Annotated in this window: 16 protein-coding genes; 8 read left to right on the forward strand and 8 right to left on the reverse strand. The window is 60.4% G+C overall.

What is annotated here, in order from left to right:
* Window positions 1-17 precede the first annotated feature (17 nt).
* Genes mutY through ftsY form a run of 3 tightly spaced genes read right to left on the reverse strand, consistent with a single transcriptional unit; the run spans window position 18 to window position 3,225 of the window.
* Window positions 18-1,067 (reverse strand): A/G-specific adenine glycosylase, encoded by a 1,050-nt coding sequence (mutY, locus tag AC4HNJ_RS00290; RefSeq protein ID WP_490477541.1) that lies wholly within the window; start codon window positions 1,065-1,067, stop codon window positions 18-20.
* Window positions 1,064-2,155: an AsmA family protein gene (locus AC4HNJ_RS00295; protein WP_490477542.1), complete on the reverse strand. Its 1,092-nt coding sequence runs from the start codon at window positions 2,153-2,155 to the stop codon at window positions 1,064-1,066. Before AC4HNJ_RS00295 ends, mutY begins: the two co-directional genes overlap by 4 nt.
* Window positions 2,155-3,225, reverse strand: a complete 1,071-nt coding sequence (gene ftsY / locus AC4HNJ_RS00300) for a signal recognition particle-docking protein FtsY (protein ID WP_490477543.1) — start codon at window positions 3,223-3,225, stop codon at window positions 2,155-2,157. The genes AC4HNJ_RS00295 and ftsY overlap by 1 nt, the downstream gene beginning before the upstream one ends.
* Window positions 3,226-3,299: 74 nt before the next feature.
* Here ftsY and rsmD point away from each other — a divergent pair, with 74 nt between their 5' ends.
* From rsmD to AC4HNJ_RS00335, 7 genes are all read left to right on the forward strand, one after another.
* Window positions 3,300-3,887 (forward strand): 16S rRNA (guanine(966)-N(2))-methyltransferase RsmD, encoded by a 588-nt coding sequence (gene rsmD / locus AC4HNJ_RS00305; RefSeq protein WP_490477544.1) that lies wholly within the window; start codon window positions 3,300-3,302, stop codon window positions 3,885-3,887.
* 25 nt (window positions 3,888-3,912) lie between these two features.
* Window positions 3,913-4,452 (forward strand): pantetheine-phosphate adenylyltransferase, encoded by a 540-nt coding sequence (gene coaD / locus AC4HNJ_RS00310; protein WP_490477545.1) that lies wholly within the window; start codon window positions 3,913-3,915, stop codon window positions 4,450-4,452.
* Window positions 4,445-4,951, forward strand: a complete 507-nt coding sequence (locus tag AC4HNJ_RS00315; protein WP_490477546.1) for a hypothetical protein — start codon at window positions 4,445-4,447, stop codon at window positions 4,949-4,951. The genes coaD and AC4HNJ_RS00315 overlap by 8 nt, the downstream gene beginning before the upstream one ends.
* A 193-nt stretch (window positions 4,952-5,144) precedes the next feature.
* Window positions 5,145-5,399: a YfhL family 4Fe-4S dicluster ferredoxin gene (locus AC4HNJ_RS00320; RefSeq protein ID WP_490477547.1), complete on the forward strand. Its 255-nt coding sequence runs from the start codon at window positions 5,145-5,147 to the stop codon at window positions 5,397-5,399.
* Window positions 5,396-7,111 carry a gamma-glutamyltransferase gene (gene ggt, locus AC4HNJ_RS00325; RefSeq protein WP_490477548.1) on the forward strand — a complete coding sequence of 572 codons (1,716 nt, stop codon included), beginning with the start codon at window positions 5,396-5,398 and terminating at the stop codon, window positions 7,109-7,111. Before AC4HNJ_RS00320 ends, ggt begins: the two co-directional genes overlap by 4 nt.
* Before the next feature lie 89 nt (window positions 7,112-7,200).
* Window positions 7,201-8,046 (forward strand): MBL fold metallo-hydrolase, encoded by an 846-nt coding sequence (locus tag AC4HNJ_RS00330; RefSeq protein ID WP_490477549.1) that lies wholly within the window; start codon window positions 7,201-7,203, stop codon window positions 8,044-8,046.
* A 31-nt stretch (window positions 8,047-8,077) separates the two neighbouring features.
* Window positions 8,078-9,121 carry a TMEM43 family protein gene (locus AC4HNJ_RS00335; RefSeq protein WP_490477550.1) on the forward strand — a complete coding sequence of 348 codons (1,044 nt, stop codon included), beginning with the start codon at window positions 8,078-8,080 and terminating at the stop codon, window positions 9,119-9,121.
* A 49-nt stretch (window positions 9,122-9,170) separates the two neighbouring features.
* Here the strand turns inward: AC4HNJ_RS00335 and AC4HNJ_RS00340 are convergent, their stop codons facing one another.
* From AC4HNJ_RS00340 to cdd, 4 genes are all read right to left on the reverse strand, one after another.
* A complete protein-coding gene (locus AC4HNJ_RS00340; protein ID WP_490477551.1) occupies window positions 9,171-9,737 on the reverse strand; it encodes an NUDIX hydrolase in 567 nt (188 codons plus the stop codon).
* A gap of 31 nt (window positions 9,738-9,768) precedes the next feature.
* The gene (locus tag AC4HNJ_RS00345; RefSeq protein ID WP_490478071.1) at window positions 9,769-10,707 is read right to left on the reverse strand and encodes a 5'-3' exonuclease; all 939 of its coding nucleotides are present in this window, start codon (window positions 10,705-10,707) and stop codon (window positions 9,769-9,771) included.
* The gene (locus AC4HNJ_RS00350) at window positions 10,679-11,248 is read right to left on the reverse strand and encodes a nitroreductase family protein (RefSeq protein WP_490477552.1); all 570 of its coding nucleotides are present in this window, start codon (window positions 11,246-11,248) and stop codon (window positions 10,679-10,681) included. The genes AC4HNJ_RS00345 and AC4HNJ_RS00350 overlap by 29 nt, the downstream gene beginning before the upstream one ends.
* A 71-nt stretch (window positions 11,249-11,319) precedes the next feature.
* Complete coding sequence (cdd, locus tag AC4HNJ_RS00355; RefSeq protein WP_490477553.1) at window positions 11,320-11,727, reverse strand: cytidine deaminase; 408 nt, start codon at window positions 11,725-11,727, stop codon at window positions 11,320-11,322.
* A gap of 147 nt (window positions 11,728-11,874) precedes the next feature.
* On the opposite strand from cdd, the gene AC4HNJ_RS00360 reads away from it, so the two are divergent.
* On the forward strand, window positions 11,875-12,975 hold the full coding sequence (locus AC4HNJ_RS00360) for an NAD(P) transhydrogenase subunit alpha (RefSeq protein ID WP_490477554.1): 1,101 nt from the start codon (window positions 11,875-11,877) through the stop codon (window positions 12,973-12,975).
* A gap of 55 nt (window positions 12,976-13,030) precedes the next feature.
* On the opposite strand, the gene AC4HNJ_RS00365 is transcribed toward AC4HNJ_RS00360, so the two are convergent.
* The gene (locus tag AC4HNJ_RS00365) at window positions 13,031-13,540 is read right to left on the reverse strand and encodes a DUF3106 domain-containing protein (protein ID WP_490477555.1); all 510 of its coding nucleotides are present in this window, start codon (window positions 13,538-13,540) and stop codon (window positions 13,031-13,033) included.
* Window positions 13,541-13,542 lie beyond the last annotated feature (2 nt).

A 13,542-nucleotide genomic window follows, 5' to 3' on the forward strand; every position in this document is an offset into this window, starting at 1 on the left:
GATGTCTCGCTTTCGGGTTACGGCTCAGTGGGTTCCGGCAGCGCCATCAGCAGAGTGCGCACAGGAGCGGGAAGTCCCAATGCGGGCAGGTCGGCGATAGCGCACCAGCGAAGGTTGGCATTATCGGCGATTGTGTGCGCGGGTGTTGCGCCATCGAATAACAGCGGCTGGATCTGCAGGCGGTAATGGCTGAAGACGTGGATAAAAGGGGTCAGCAGTTGGGCATCGTCGATGCGTGCGTGGTGTTGTGCCTCGCGCCAGGCGCTGTCGGTGTCATCGGCTTCGGGCAGGCTCCACAGGCCCGACCAGACGCCTTGTGGGCCGCGTCGGTGCAGCAAGATGCGGCCTTCGTCGTCGCGCATTATCACCATCACCGTGCTACGTGTCGGAATGCTCTTCCCAGGTTTGGGCGTGGGCAGTTGTGCAGTGAGATGATCCCTGTGAGCGACGCAATCGCCTTGCATCGGGCAAGCGGGGCATAGCGGGCGCGTACGCACGCATACGGTTGCGCCCAGGTCCATGATCGCTTGTGAGTAGTCAGCGGTACGTTTTGCGGGTGTATGGGCGTCCGCGTGTTGCCACAGCTGCTTTTCGATATCGCGCTCGCCCGGATGCCCAACGATGCCGTGGTACCGCGTAAGCACGCGCTTGACGTTGCCGTCGAGGATGGGAAAGCGCAATGCATAAGCCTGCGCGAGAATGGCGCCTGCGGTGGAGCGGCCGATGCCGGGAAGCGCGGATAGCGCATCGAAATCCCGCGGCAACGCACCATCGTGGCGTTCCACACAGATTTGCGCGGCACGATGCAGGAAACGCGCGCGCCGGTAGTAGCCCAGTCCGGACCATAGAGCGAGCACCGTGTCTTCATCGGCCACGGCGAGATCGCGCAGCGTCGGCAGTTGCGCAGTGAAGCGCTCGAAATAGGGAATGACGGTGGCTACTTGCGTTTGCTGCAACATGATTTCGGACAGCCATACGCGATAAGCATCGCGTGGGTGCTGCCATGGCAGATCATGGCGGCCGTGACGGTCGAACCAGGTGAGCAGGGCGGATGCGAAATCGGTCACTGAGGATGCGGTGCGGCGGTTTTGGCGGAAGATTCGTCGGGATGATCGGCATTCGCAGACACGGTGTTGCCGGTCTGGATGCTCAGTCCCTCAATATGCACTTTACCGATGTCGAGCCGTGCCATGTCGATTTGGCCGTTACCCGGCGGCGCGCTGAGTTTCGGTCCCAATGGATTGGCGAGCTGATTCCACCATTGGGCCAGCGCGAGCGGTGGTAGTTCGAGATGGATGTGATTATCGGAGCCAAGCAATTGGAGATGCAGCAGCAGGGGTTTGTCTTGCGTGGCAGGAGTCAGCGAAATCGTAGTGTCGTAGTCACCGTCGCCCGCCAGCCTGAACTTGCCTTGCAGGTGCAGCGAGGCATTGGCTGCGCCCATCCACCGTGCACGACCTGTCAGATGCAGACTAGTAGCGCTGCTGTCGGCGGCGTGGATGGCTATGTTGTCGAGCTTCAATGCACCACCGTCGATACGGGGTACGCTGGAGAAGTTCAATTGCAGTGGTGTGCCATCGGTTTCCTTGGCGGCGAGGCTCACCCAAAAGGCCTGGCCTGGCGTCAGGCGACCGGTATCCAGCGCGACATCGTTCAACCACTCGCTGTTATTTTCCACGATGCTGCCGTTGCGTATGCGTACGCCGGTGGCAATGCGCGGAATCTGTTCGGGCACGCTTGCCGATTGTGGCGGCAGGCGCATCAGCCATGCTTGCAGTGCATCCAGATCGACACGTGGCGAACTGATCTGCATGCGCGAGATTTCCACGCGCCCCCCAAAGACGGTACGCCAGGGCAGTACCAGCCGGCCGTTGGCCGCTAGCAGGATAGGCATGTTCGTGGCAGGCGAACCGGTATCGCGGGCGATGAGCGTGATGCCTTCCAATTCCAGTGCCGGACGCGGAAACAGCGTGGGGCTGGCCGGGCTGGATAGCGTTAGCTGAAGTCCGGCTCTACGTGCCTGTTGCTTCAACATGGCAGTAAAGCGATCCGGCTGCAGCAGTATGTACAGGGCGATCAGTACCGTAAGGGCGATGCAGCCGAATACGCTGGCGCAGATGATCAGCAGCAGTCGTAGGGGGCGCGGCAGGGTCATCAGGTTTGTGTGAAGTCGGCAGGAAGCAGACCGTCGACGTAGGCTTCCGCATCGAAGGCGCGCAGATCCGTAGCGGTTTCACCCAAGCCGACGAAGCGGATCGGCAGACCGAATTCGCGCGCTAGTGCGAAGACCACGCCGCCTTTGGCGGTGCCATCGAGTTTGGTGACGACCAAGCCGGTGACGCCCACGATCTGGCGGAATTGGCGCACTTGATTGACAGCGTTCTGGCCCGTTGTGCCATCGATCACCATCAACACTTCATGTGGTGCGTCGGCATCCAGTTTCTTGAGCACGCGGGCGATCTTGCCCAGTTCGTCCATCAGGCCGCCTTGGGTGTGCAAACGTCCCGCGGTATCGGCGATGAGCACATCGGCCTGGCGCGAGCGCGCCGCTTGCAGCGCGTCGAAGATGACGCTGGCGGCGTCGGCATCCTGGCCTTGCGAGATGACGGGCACCTGGTTGCGCTCGCCCCAGGTTTTGAGCTGCTCTACGGCGGCAGCGCGGAACGTATCGCCGGCGGCAAGCAGCACTTGCCGGTTTTCATCGCGCCAGCGGCGGGCGAGTTTGCCGATGGTGGTGGTCTTGCCGACTCCGTTGATCCCTACGGTGAGCACCACGAACGGTTTGTGGCCACCGATATCCAAGGGTTGCTGCACTGGCTTGAGCAGCGCGACCAGTTCGCTCCGCAGTGCCTGAAGCAAGGCCTCGGCGTCGGCGAACTCGCGCTTGTGCATGCGCTTGCGCAGGCTTTCGACCAGTGACGTGCTGGTTTCGATGCCGACGTCAGACGTAATCAGCGTGGTTTCCAGTTCGTCCAGCAGGCTGTCATCCAGCTTGGGATGGCGGGAGAACAGTGAGGTGATTCCACGCGCAAAGGTGCTGCCGGACAGCCGCTCACGCCAGCCGCGTTTGACGGTTGCATCGCCAGCTGCAGGAGAGGAGGTGACAGCCGCGACGGGTTCGCTTGCCGGCTCAGACGCAACCACTTCGTCTTGGGCCTGGACAGGCGCTTCCTGACCGTCCTCCGACCCTTGGTCGGTTGGCTTTTTTTTCCAGAACTTGAGCATGGGAGGTGCAGTTCGAAGACAATGCTGAACATGCTAACACTCCGATCCGTACTGTCCGCTGAGGACGCTGGCGCATGAAGGCCATGCCAGGCCGAATCCGAATTATCGGCGGCAACCTGCGCAATTCACGGCTGAATGTGCCTGATCTTCCGGGGCTTCGACCCACGTCGGAGCGTGTGCGCGAGACGCTGTTCAACTGGCTGGCACCCACCATCGCTGGCGTGCGTGCGCTTGATCTATGCGCCGGTACCGGTGCCTTGGGTCTTGAAGCGCTTTCGCGCGGTGCTGCAACAGTGCAATTTGTAGAACCTGAGCAACAGGCGGCGGAGGCGTTGCGCAGCAACCTGGTCAGGCTCAAGACGAACGGATGGGAGGTGTCCGGGACGGAGGCTTCCGTTTTTTTGCGAGGTTCGCCGCAACTGTTTGACCTGGTCTTTCTCGATCCTCCCTTTTCGCTCCAACTCTGGACGTCGTTGGCGCGGCAGTTGGAGGAAGGAGGCTGGCTTGCCGCTTCGGCGCTGATCTATGTGGAATCGCCGCGCGAGTGGGTAGCGGCCTTGCCCTCAAACTGGATGCTGCATCGTGAGGGGCATGCCGGGGATGTGCGCTACGCGCTTTATCGGCGGACGGAGGACAGTTCCCGGGACGTTCCGTTAAGCTAATGCTTTCTCCCGTGAATCTATTTTTGTGAACCAGTCGTCGGTCAATAGGCGCCTTGCCGTCTACCCAGGTACGTTCGACCCGATTACCAATGGTCATGCCGATCTTGTCGCGCGCGCTGCGCCGCTGTTCGAGCGCATTGTGGTTGCGGTCGCCGAAAGCCCCAACAAGGGCAAGGGAACGGGTTTTTCGTTGCAGGAACGCATCTCGCTGGCGCGCCTTTCCTTGGCCGACTTGCCGAATGTGGAAGTGCGTGGCTTCGATTGCCTGCTCGCTCAGCTGGTTTCCGAAATCGGTGCGGGCGTTATCATTCGCGGCCTGCGTGCCGTGTCAGATTTCGAGTACGAATTCCAGCTGGCGAGCATGAATCGTCATCTTATTCCTCAGGCTGAGACGCTATTCTTGACGCCTGCCGAGCAGTACAGCTTTATTTCTTCCTCGCTGGTGCGCGAGATCGGCCGTCTAGGCGGCGATATTTCGGGTTTCGTGCATCCCGCAGTTCAACAAGCCATGCGCCAGCGCTGGCATAAAAAGCAACCCGAAACCGAAGGGGACAACTATGCGTAAACTCACTCTTATCGCCACCGCTCTCGCGCTGACCGGCTGCCTGGCTCTGTCTGCGTGCAACAAGCAAGAGGATCAGGGCCAGCAGCAAACGCAGCAGACCCAGCAGGTCAGCAAGCCAACCGATCCGAATGACACCAAAGCCTGGGGCGCCTATCTCGGGCAGATCGTGCAGAAGAATTTGCAGGGCATGTCTGCGCCGCAGCCGTACGCTTATATGATTCCGGCCGGCGACAGCGACGATGCGAAGGATGCACGCGACCGCCAGCTGAGCAATGTGCAGGACATCGTGGCTCGTGGCGTGCTGCCGGGTAATCTGCTGGCATTCGGTGGCCCGGATTCGGGCAAGACGGCTGACCTGATCACCACCGCCTTCAAAGACGCCAAGCCGGGCTCGCTCAAGGGCGTGATCATCGTTGTCATCGGCGACCAGGCGGACCAGCAGCGTGTGGAAGACGTGCTGAAGCCGACCAGCGCGACGATCCGCTACGTGCAGATGTAAACAAGCCTTGCTTTGAGTCCTCTCCCCAGCGGGAGAGGACTTGGGCTTGCCCGCGGCGTTGCCGTAGTCCTGCCGCCATGGCAGCCTGGGCCGGGATGGCGGGCATTTTCACGGAGCCCAGGCAGGCTCCTCAAGGCGGAATCCTGATGCTGCTTCGCACAACCCGCCGCCGGTCCATGTAGACTAATTCGGCATGTCCCTGAAGATCCTCGATACCTGCGTCAATTGCGACGTCTGCGAACCCGTCTGCCCCAACAAGGCGATTTCGCTTGGCGAGGAGTATTACGTCATCGATCCCGCCTTGTGCACCGAATGTGTCGGTCACCACGATGAGCCGCAATGCGTGGTCGTATGTCCGGTGGAATGCATCATCGTCGATCCCGCGCAGACTGAAACGCGCGAGCAGCTTGAAGACAAATACAAACATCTGATGGAGATCAAGGGATGAAGCTTGCGTTGCGTTGGCATGTCGTGCTGATGGGGTTTTTGCTGGGCACGAGCGGGGCATTTGCCGCCGACCGTCCTAGTCCTTCCACCCATGCTGCGCACATCGCGCAGCGTCCCGGCCACGCCGGTATCGCCAGTGCCAATGCCTTGGCGACGGAGGCCGGCTTTGACGTGCTGGCGAATGGCGGCAACGCCTTCGATGCAGCCGTGGCGGTGGCTTCTACGCTCTCGGTGGTCGAGCCGGAAAGCTCGGGTCTCGGCGGCGGCTTCATGGCCACCCTCCACGTGGCCGCGAGCAATCGCAACGTCTTTATCGATGCGCGTGAAACCGCTCCGGCCGCGGTGAATCCGAAGGATTATCTCAATCCGGACGGCACGCCTAATCGGGATGCCGCATTGAAAGGGCCGCTTTCGGCCGGGATCCCCGGAGAGCCGGCGGGCCTGGTATGGCTGGCAAAGCACTACGGCAAGCTGCCGCTGTCTGCCTCGCTGGCCCCGGCAATCCACATTGCACGTGACGGCTTCAAGCCAGATAGCAGATTGTTGGGTTCCATCCAGGGTGAGCAGAAAAATCTGCAGCGTTGGCCGGCTTCGGCGGAAAAATACATGCCTGGCGGAAAGGTTCCCGCAGCCGGAGAGATCTGGCGTGATCCCGCGCAGGCGCAGACTCTGGAGCTATTGGCGAAAGAGGGCGATGCAGGGTTCTACACGGGCGTGACCGCAAAGAAACTGGTCGATGCGGTGCGCGCGGCCGGTGGCGATTGGACGCTGCAGGATCTGGCTTCGTATCGCGTCAAGGAGCGTACGCCGATCACTATCGATTACCGCGGCTATAAGATCATTACCGCTCCGCCGCCGTCGTCCGGTGGCGTTGCGATCGCTGAAATTCTCAACATCCTTTCCGGTTTTGATCTAACCAAGTTGGACCAGGCGCATCGCGTGCACTTGATCGTGGAAGCCATGCGCCGAGCGTTTCGCGATCACAACGATTATCTGGGTGACCCGGATTTCGTAAAGATGCCGCTGGATATGCTGCTGTCCCCTTATTACGCCGATGGCCTGCGGCAGTCGATCCTGCCGGATAAGGCGACGCCCTCATCGATGCTGCCTGCATCGGAAGGCCGCGATCCGGGCATGCACACTACGCATTTCTCGATCATCGATGCTGACGGCAACATGGTCGCCATCACATCGACCGTGAACTACATCCTGGGCTCCACCTTTGTGGCCAAGGGCACGGGCGTGCTGCTCAATGACGAGATGGACGATTTCGCGCTGGTACCGAACAAGCCGAACGTGTACGGATTACTGGGCAGTAAAGCCAACGCTCCTGCACCGGGCAAGCGCATGCTGTCGTCGATGTCGCCCAGCATCGTGATCGGCCCTGACCGCACGGCAGTAATTGGTTCACCGGGCGGCTCGACCATCATCACCCAGGTGCTGGAAGGCATTCTCACTTTCATCGATGGTGGCGATGCGCATCAGATCGTGGCGCACAAACGCTTCCATCATCAATACATGCCGGACGTGGTGATGGTGGAACCCGGCACCTTCGATGCAGCGACCAGCGATGAATTGACCCGCATGGGCTATACCTTGAAGGAGCATCAGCCCTGGGGGTTCATGAACGTGGTGATCTGGGATCGTCGCACCAACAAGCTCGATGCGGCCAGCGATCCGCGCCGGGAAGACGGGTTGGGCAAGGTGCAATAAACGTCCTCTTATTGGGCTACTCACACATTCGTCATTCCGGCGCAGGCCGGAATGACGACAATGTAAGTTCGATATGCGCGAGAACAGTCATGCAGTTGTGGTCGATCAACGGCAATACGCAGAAGCTTGATGGCGGTGCGATGTTCGGCAATGCGCCGAAAGCGATGTGGTCGCGCTGGATCGAGCCAGATGAACTCAACCGTATTCCACTGGCCTGCCGTTGCCTGCTGGTCAAGGATCTCGATGGCCGCCATGTGTTGTTCGAAACAGGCATCGGGGCCTTTTTCGAGCCGTCACTGCGTGAACGCTACGGTGTGGTGGAAAGCCATCACGTTTTGCTCGACTCGCTTGCTTCAGCAGGTGTTTCGCACGAAGACATCGATGTGGTGGTGCTTTCGCATTTGCACTTCGATCATGCTGGCGGACTGCTCGCTTCATGGGGGGAAGGCAAGCCGTTGCAGTTGTTGTTTCCGAATGCGCGCTTTCTGGTGGGAGCGCATCATTGGCAGCGCGCATTGAAACCTCATCCTCGCGACCGGGCCTCCTTCATTCCGGAACTGCAATCCCTGTTACTGCAGAGTGGGTGTCTGGAGTTGGTGGCGGGTGAGTATTCTCAAACCCTCGGGCAAACCGTGCGGTTTTATTTCTCGGATGGGCACACACCGGGACTGATGCTCTCGGAAGTGGCAGGCGTGGTTTTTTGCGCGGATCTGATCCCTGGCCGCCCCTGGGTGCATTTGCCGATCACGATGGGCTATGACCGTTCTCCGGAAACGCTGATCGACGAAAAGCGCGCCTTTCTTGAAGATAAGCTGGCGCGCAATGTGCGGTTGTTCTTCACGCATGACCATGCATGCGCGGCGGCACGGGTGACACGCGACGAGCGCGGGCGCTATGGTACGGTGGACGAGCAGCCCGAATTGCGCGGTGCCTGATTGGTGAAGATGTTCCACTCCGGGAGGTTCGATGAGCGGCGATCCCAAGCCTCGCTTCTCAATCCGTGAGTTGCTGTGGCCCGCATTGGGCTCACTGCTTCTGCTTATCGGCGTGGGAGTGGCCGCCGTCGTCGACAGGGGACAAATCGATTACACCACGCAGCTGAAGCGGCATGGAGGCGATGTACTCGATCTAGGTAGCAACGGTCGCCCCGATGCAAGCGAACAGGGATACATGGTGCGTGTGGTGGGGTCGCTGCAAGTCGTCGAAGCCCCGTTGGACCAGCTATTCAATCAGCAGACGGACCAGCCGGTACTGATTCGTCACGTGCAGATGTTCCAGTGGCGCGAGTTGCGTTACGGAGGCTCGCCTTCGTACGAAATGGACTGGGAGGATCATCCGATTGATTCCAGCCATTTTCAGCATCCGGAGGGACATGCCAATCCGGGCAAATTCCCTATCGATGGCGCGCAGTTTGATGCGGGGCTGGTGCGGGTGAATGATTTTGCGCTGGCTCCTGCTCTGGTGCACGCCTTGGCAGGCAGTCAGTCCGTTGCCCCTGATTTGCGGAGTTTGCCGAGTAATCTTGCCGCGAGTTTCAGTCTTTATGACGGGGGACTTGTTACCAGCGCCGATCCCTCCCATCCGCATGTAGGTGATCTACGCGTTACGTGGGAGGCCATACCTGTTCAAATCGTCACCCTTGTGGCGAAAGTGGATGGCAACACATTGGTGCCGGCAAGCAATGCAGCAGACGGTATGGGTTTTGCAGTGCAATCCGGTGACGTGCCATTGACCAATATTTATGCGGACCTGCCTTTGCCGCCCGAACATCTATGGCTGCAGCGCGCGTTCGCTTGGTTGCTGGCGTCGCTCGGTTCGGCATTATTGCTGCAGTGGCGTTATCGCCGTGTCGATCCCATCCTTGCGCCGTCGATTGCGCTTGCGGTGATCGGCGCCATTGACGGCATTCTTTGGCTGGGCCATGGCACTTCGTGCATGGCGATGTGGTTGGGTCTCGCGGTGATCGGCGCCATTGTGACGGCATGGCGGCTACACGCATCAAAAGGATAATGCTCGGTGCTTGCCGGGCGGGTCGGCGCCGCATGACGCGGGGCAAGATTCAGCCGAATATCGCGGCGTGTTCGATAAACCACAAGCCTGCAAATAATTTTGGATCGATGGAATAGCCTTCCTTCGCACGCGCCAGCAGCCAGGCGCCTGCTTCCTGGCGCGGCACTTCGTGCACGATGATGTTTTCGGTGGCGTCTCCACCTCCATCACTGACCTTGGCCAGATCATGGGCTTGGACGAAGGCGATGATTTCGTTGCTCATCCCTGACGACGACGGGCCTTCGTGTACGAAGGTGACATTGCTGCAGCGATAGCCCGTTTCTTCTTCTAGCTCACGCTGGGCGGCGAGCAACGCGCTCTCGTGCTCCTGGTCGGCGAGATCGCCGACCAGCCCCGCCGGCATTTCGATGGTGAATTGCTGGACGGCGACGCGATATTGCTCAACGAATAACACCTTGTCTTCCGGCGTCACGGCAAGAATGATCACGGCACCGCCCGGATTGTTGCGTTCGGCGAATTCCCAGCGGCCACGGCGCTTCAGTCGCAGCCATCGTCCCTGATAGAGCGTTTCGAGCGATGCATGGGCATCGTCAGGCTTGCGGTCTGGATGATTCATGGAAGAGAAGGCCGAATGAGGGTGTCAGTGATCACGTGCCACTTTCTGCGCGGCTGAGTGCGGAAAGCCTTGAGCGCGTCAGTGGGCCAAAACGAAGTTGCTCGTACAGTAGCTCGAGCTTGTCCGTTGATGGAATGCGCAGCAGCCATTCGGCGCCGCTTTCGATCGGGGCGTCCAGGGCAATGCGCGTCAGGCGTCGATAAAGCCTTGCTGCCTCGGCATGCTCGCGCAATTTTGCGGCGCAGCTTGCCGCGCCACGCAAGCGCAAAAAAGGCACTTCGTCGACACGATCCAGCAACGCATCGAGCGTGCCGAAATGGGCTAGCAGCGCTGCTGCCGTTTTTGCGCCGATGCCGGGGACACCCGGAATGTTGTCGACGGCATCGCCGCAGAGTGCGAGAAAGTCCGCGACTTGCTCCGGATGTACGCCCAATCGTTCGAATACGCCGGCAGGTCCCCAGCGCAGGTTGCGTGCAAAGTCCCACTGCTCGTCGTGCTGGCCGAGCAACTGGCCGAAATCCTTGTCTGCGGAAACGATGACGCTGCGGAATCCGTGTGCGCGCAGGCTCCAGAGGGCAGTGCCGATCAAGTCATCCGCTTCATAGCTGTGGTCGATCAGAACGTGCACGCCCAGGGCTTCGGTGATCGCTCGGCACAAGGTGAATTGACGTTCGAGGTCTGGTGGCGGCAATTCGCGGTTGGCTTTGTAGGCCGGATAAATGGCGTTGCGAAACGAAGTGGTCAGCGATGCGTCGAATGCCACGGCAAGGTGTGAAGGACGTTCGCGTTCCAGCAGCTCACATAAAAAACGGGTGTAGCCGTGCACCGCGTTGACCGGGTGGCCGTCTGCATCATGGAATTCGTCCGGCATGGAATGCCAAGCGCGGAAGACATACAGGCTGCCATCGATCAAATGGGCGGTGGGAAGTTGGGGCACGGATTCAATCCTTCCATTCGCGCAGTAGATCATCGAGCGCGGGGCGATCACGGTCTGGAATATCGGTTTGTGGTGTGCCGATATGCACGAAGCCGATCACGCATTCGTTGTCGGCCAATCCGAGGATGTCGGCGACTTCGGGATCGTAGGCGGCCCAGCCCGTAAGCCATTGCGCCCCGAAACCCAGGGCATAGGCGCCCAGCAAGATGTTGTAGGCAACATTGCCCGCGCAGAGTTTTTGCTCGATTTCGGGAATGCCGCTGGCATGATCGAGGCAAGCGGTTACCACGATGACCAGCGGTGCGAAGGTGTAACGCAATCGCTCCTTGTCCCGTTTTGATTCGGGCAGTTCCGGATCGCGACGGATGGCGCGTTCCGCCAGACGCGCGCCGAACTTCAATTTGGCTTCACCACGCAGCGTCGTGAGCCGGAAGGGCACCAGTTTGCCGTGATCCGGAACGCGAATGGCCGCTTCCAGCAAGGCGCGCAAGGTGGCTTGATCGGGCGCGGGCTCGCCTAGCTGGCGTGATGGCGCGGAGTGGCGTTGTTGCAACAGCGAGAGCGCGTTTGACATGGGCCATACCTGGGAAAAGGCCTATCCTACTGCGCGATGCGGTCAGCCATGATGCATGGCAAACGTGGCGATCATGGTGATGCCAGCTTGAATCCGTCCGGCAGCAATGCTTTCACGCTGGTCGAGCGCGTAGCTCCAGCCATGTTCGCCAGCAGCACGGGCATGTTTTGTTCGCACAATTCGGCAAGCACCTGCCGGCATGCTCCACAGGGCGTTACCGGTTCCGGTGTGTCGGCGATGATGGCGATGGTGCTGAAGTCACCGGGCTTGCAGCCATTGGCTATGGCGCTGAACAGGGCGGTGCGCTCGGCACAGTTGCACAGCCCGTAGGCTGCGTTCTCGACGTTGCAGCCCAAAAATAAGCGACCATCTTTCGTTTGCAGCGCGGCGCCGACCTGAAAATGCGAGTAGGGCGCATAAGCCCGTTCACGCGCGCGGCGGGCAAGATCCAACAGTGTGGCGTTGATCTGCTCGGACATCGGAGTTCTTCCCGATTGCGGGCGGCCCAGTCTAGCGCGAAGGCCTGTCGAATCGTCAGCCGTGGCTACACCAATGGTCCGCCATGGACTACGCAGCGGCCGCGGAGAGGCTCTAAGATGCGGGCACCACACCGCGGGGGATGGTTGATGTCGATCACTGTATCTGCATTGCGCGAAACCGCTGCCGGCGAGCGTCGAGTGGCGATCACGCCGGAAGTGGCCAAGAAATTGCGGGGCAAAGGTCTGCGCGTGCTGCTTGAGCAACATGCCGGGCTCGCTGCCGGTTTTCCGGATGCAAGTTACAGCGATGTCGAATTTGCCGCCGCACACGATGTCCTGGCCCAAGCCGATCTGCTCGTCTCCGTATCGCCTCCCGACGACGAAGTACTTGGTAAGTTGCGTGAGGGGACTCTGGTCGTTGGCCAGTTACGTCCGTACGGCGCATCTTCACGCCTTGACGTATTGGCGAGACGAAAGCTGATGGCGTTCTCACTTGAATTGCTGCCGCGTACGACCCGCGCGCAGGCGATGGATGTGCTGAGTTCGCAGGCTGCGGTGGCTGGCTATCGGGCGATGCTGATCGCTGCGGAGCACGCACCGAAATTCTTTCCAATGTTGACCACGGCAGCAGGGACAATCCGGCCTTCGCGTGTACTGGTCATCGGCGCCGGTGTAGCAGGTTTGCAGGCCATCGCCACCGCACGCCGACTTGGTGCACAGATCGAAGGTTACGACGTGCGTCCGGAAACGCGGGAGCAGGTGGAGTCGCTGGGTGCGAAGTTCCTTGATCTTGGCGTCAGTGCTGCCGGCAGCGGCGGTTATGCGCGTGAACTCACTGCAGAGGAACGTACGGCACAGCAGCAGGCGCTGGCGGAGCATCTGAAAGTGTTCGACGTCGTGGTGACGACTGCCGCTGTGCCGGGGCGCGCGGCGCCGAAGATTCTTTCGACCGGGATGGTTCAAGGCATGAAGCCTGGTGCACTGATTGTCGATCTTGCTGCGGAAAGCGGCGGCAATTGCGAACTCACCCGCCCGGGAGAGCGTGTGGAAGAAGGTAACGTCGTGATCCTGGGGCCCCTCAATCTGGCGGCGGGAGCGCCCACGCACGCCTCGGAAATGTATGCGCGGAATATCTACAACTTTGTGGAGTTGTTGATTCGAGAGGATGTCCTGCAACCGGATTTCGAAGACGAGCTGGTTGCGAAAAGCTGCCTGTCACGCGGCGGCGAGGTCTTGTTCAAAGGCTGATAGACGCCACCGGCAAAAGTCCATCCAAGGGCATTCGCTATTCAGGTGAACGATGTCAGTGCCGCGGCATTCCGAAGGCGTGTCCGGCAGGAAGCGTGGAGCGCGGTCCCAGATGCTCCAGCCATTGCCGTTGTTCGTCTGGGGTCTGCTGGAGCCATTGCCGGCGCAGCGCCTCGCGCTGCTCCGGCGGAAGTTGCTGGAAACGCCGGAAAGCGTTGTGCAATTCCTGCTGCTTCGAGGGGGAGAGCGTGTCGTACAGATGCTGATTCTGGCGGGCTCGCGCACGCTGCTCCGGTGTCATCTGCTGCCATCGGGCGATGCGGTTGCGGATTTCCTGCTGCTGCTCAGGGGGAAGCTTCATCCACTCCTGTGTCCGTTGAAGCATGTGTTCCTGCCGGCGAGGCGGAAGGGTGCTCCATTGGGACTGTAGCGGGGCCAGCAGGTATTGCTGGGCCGGATTCAGCGAACTCCACGGATGCGTATCTTGCGCGCGCGAGGGGGCTGCGATCGTCAGACCGAGCAAAAGGACCATCAGTAAAGGCAGGCGAAGTCGGGGTAGCAGCATGA

The organism is Dyella sp. SYSU CM1112, from assembly GCF_058216415.1.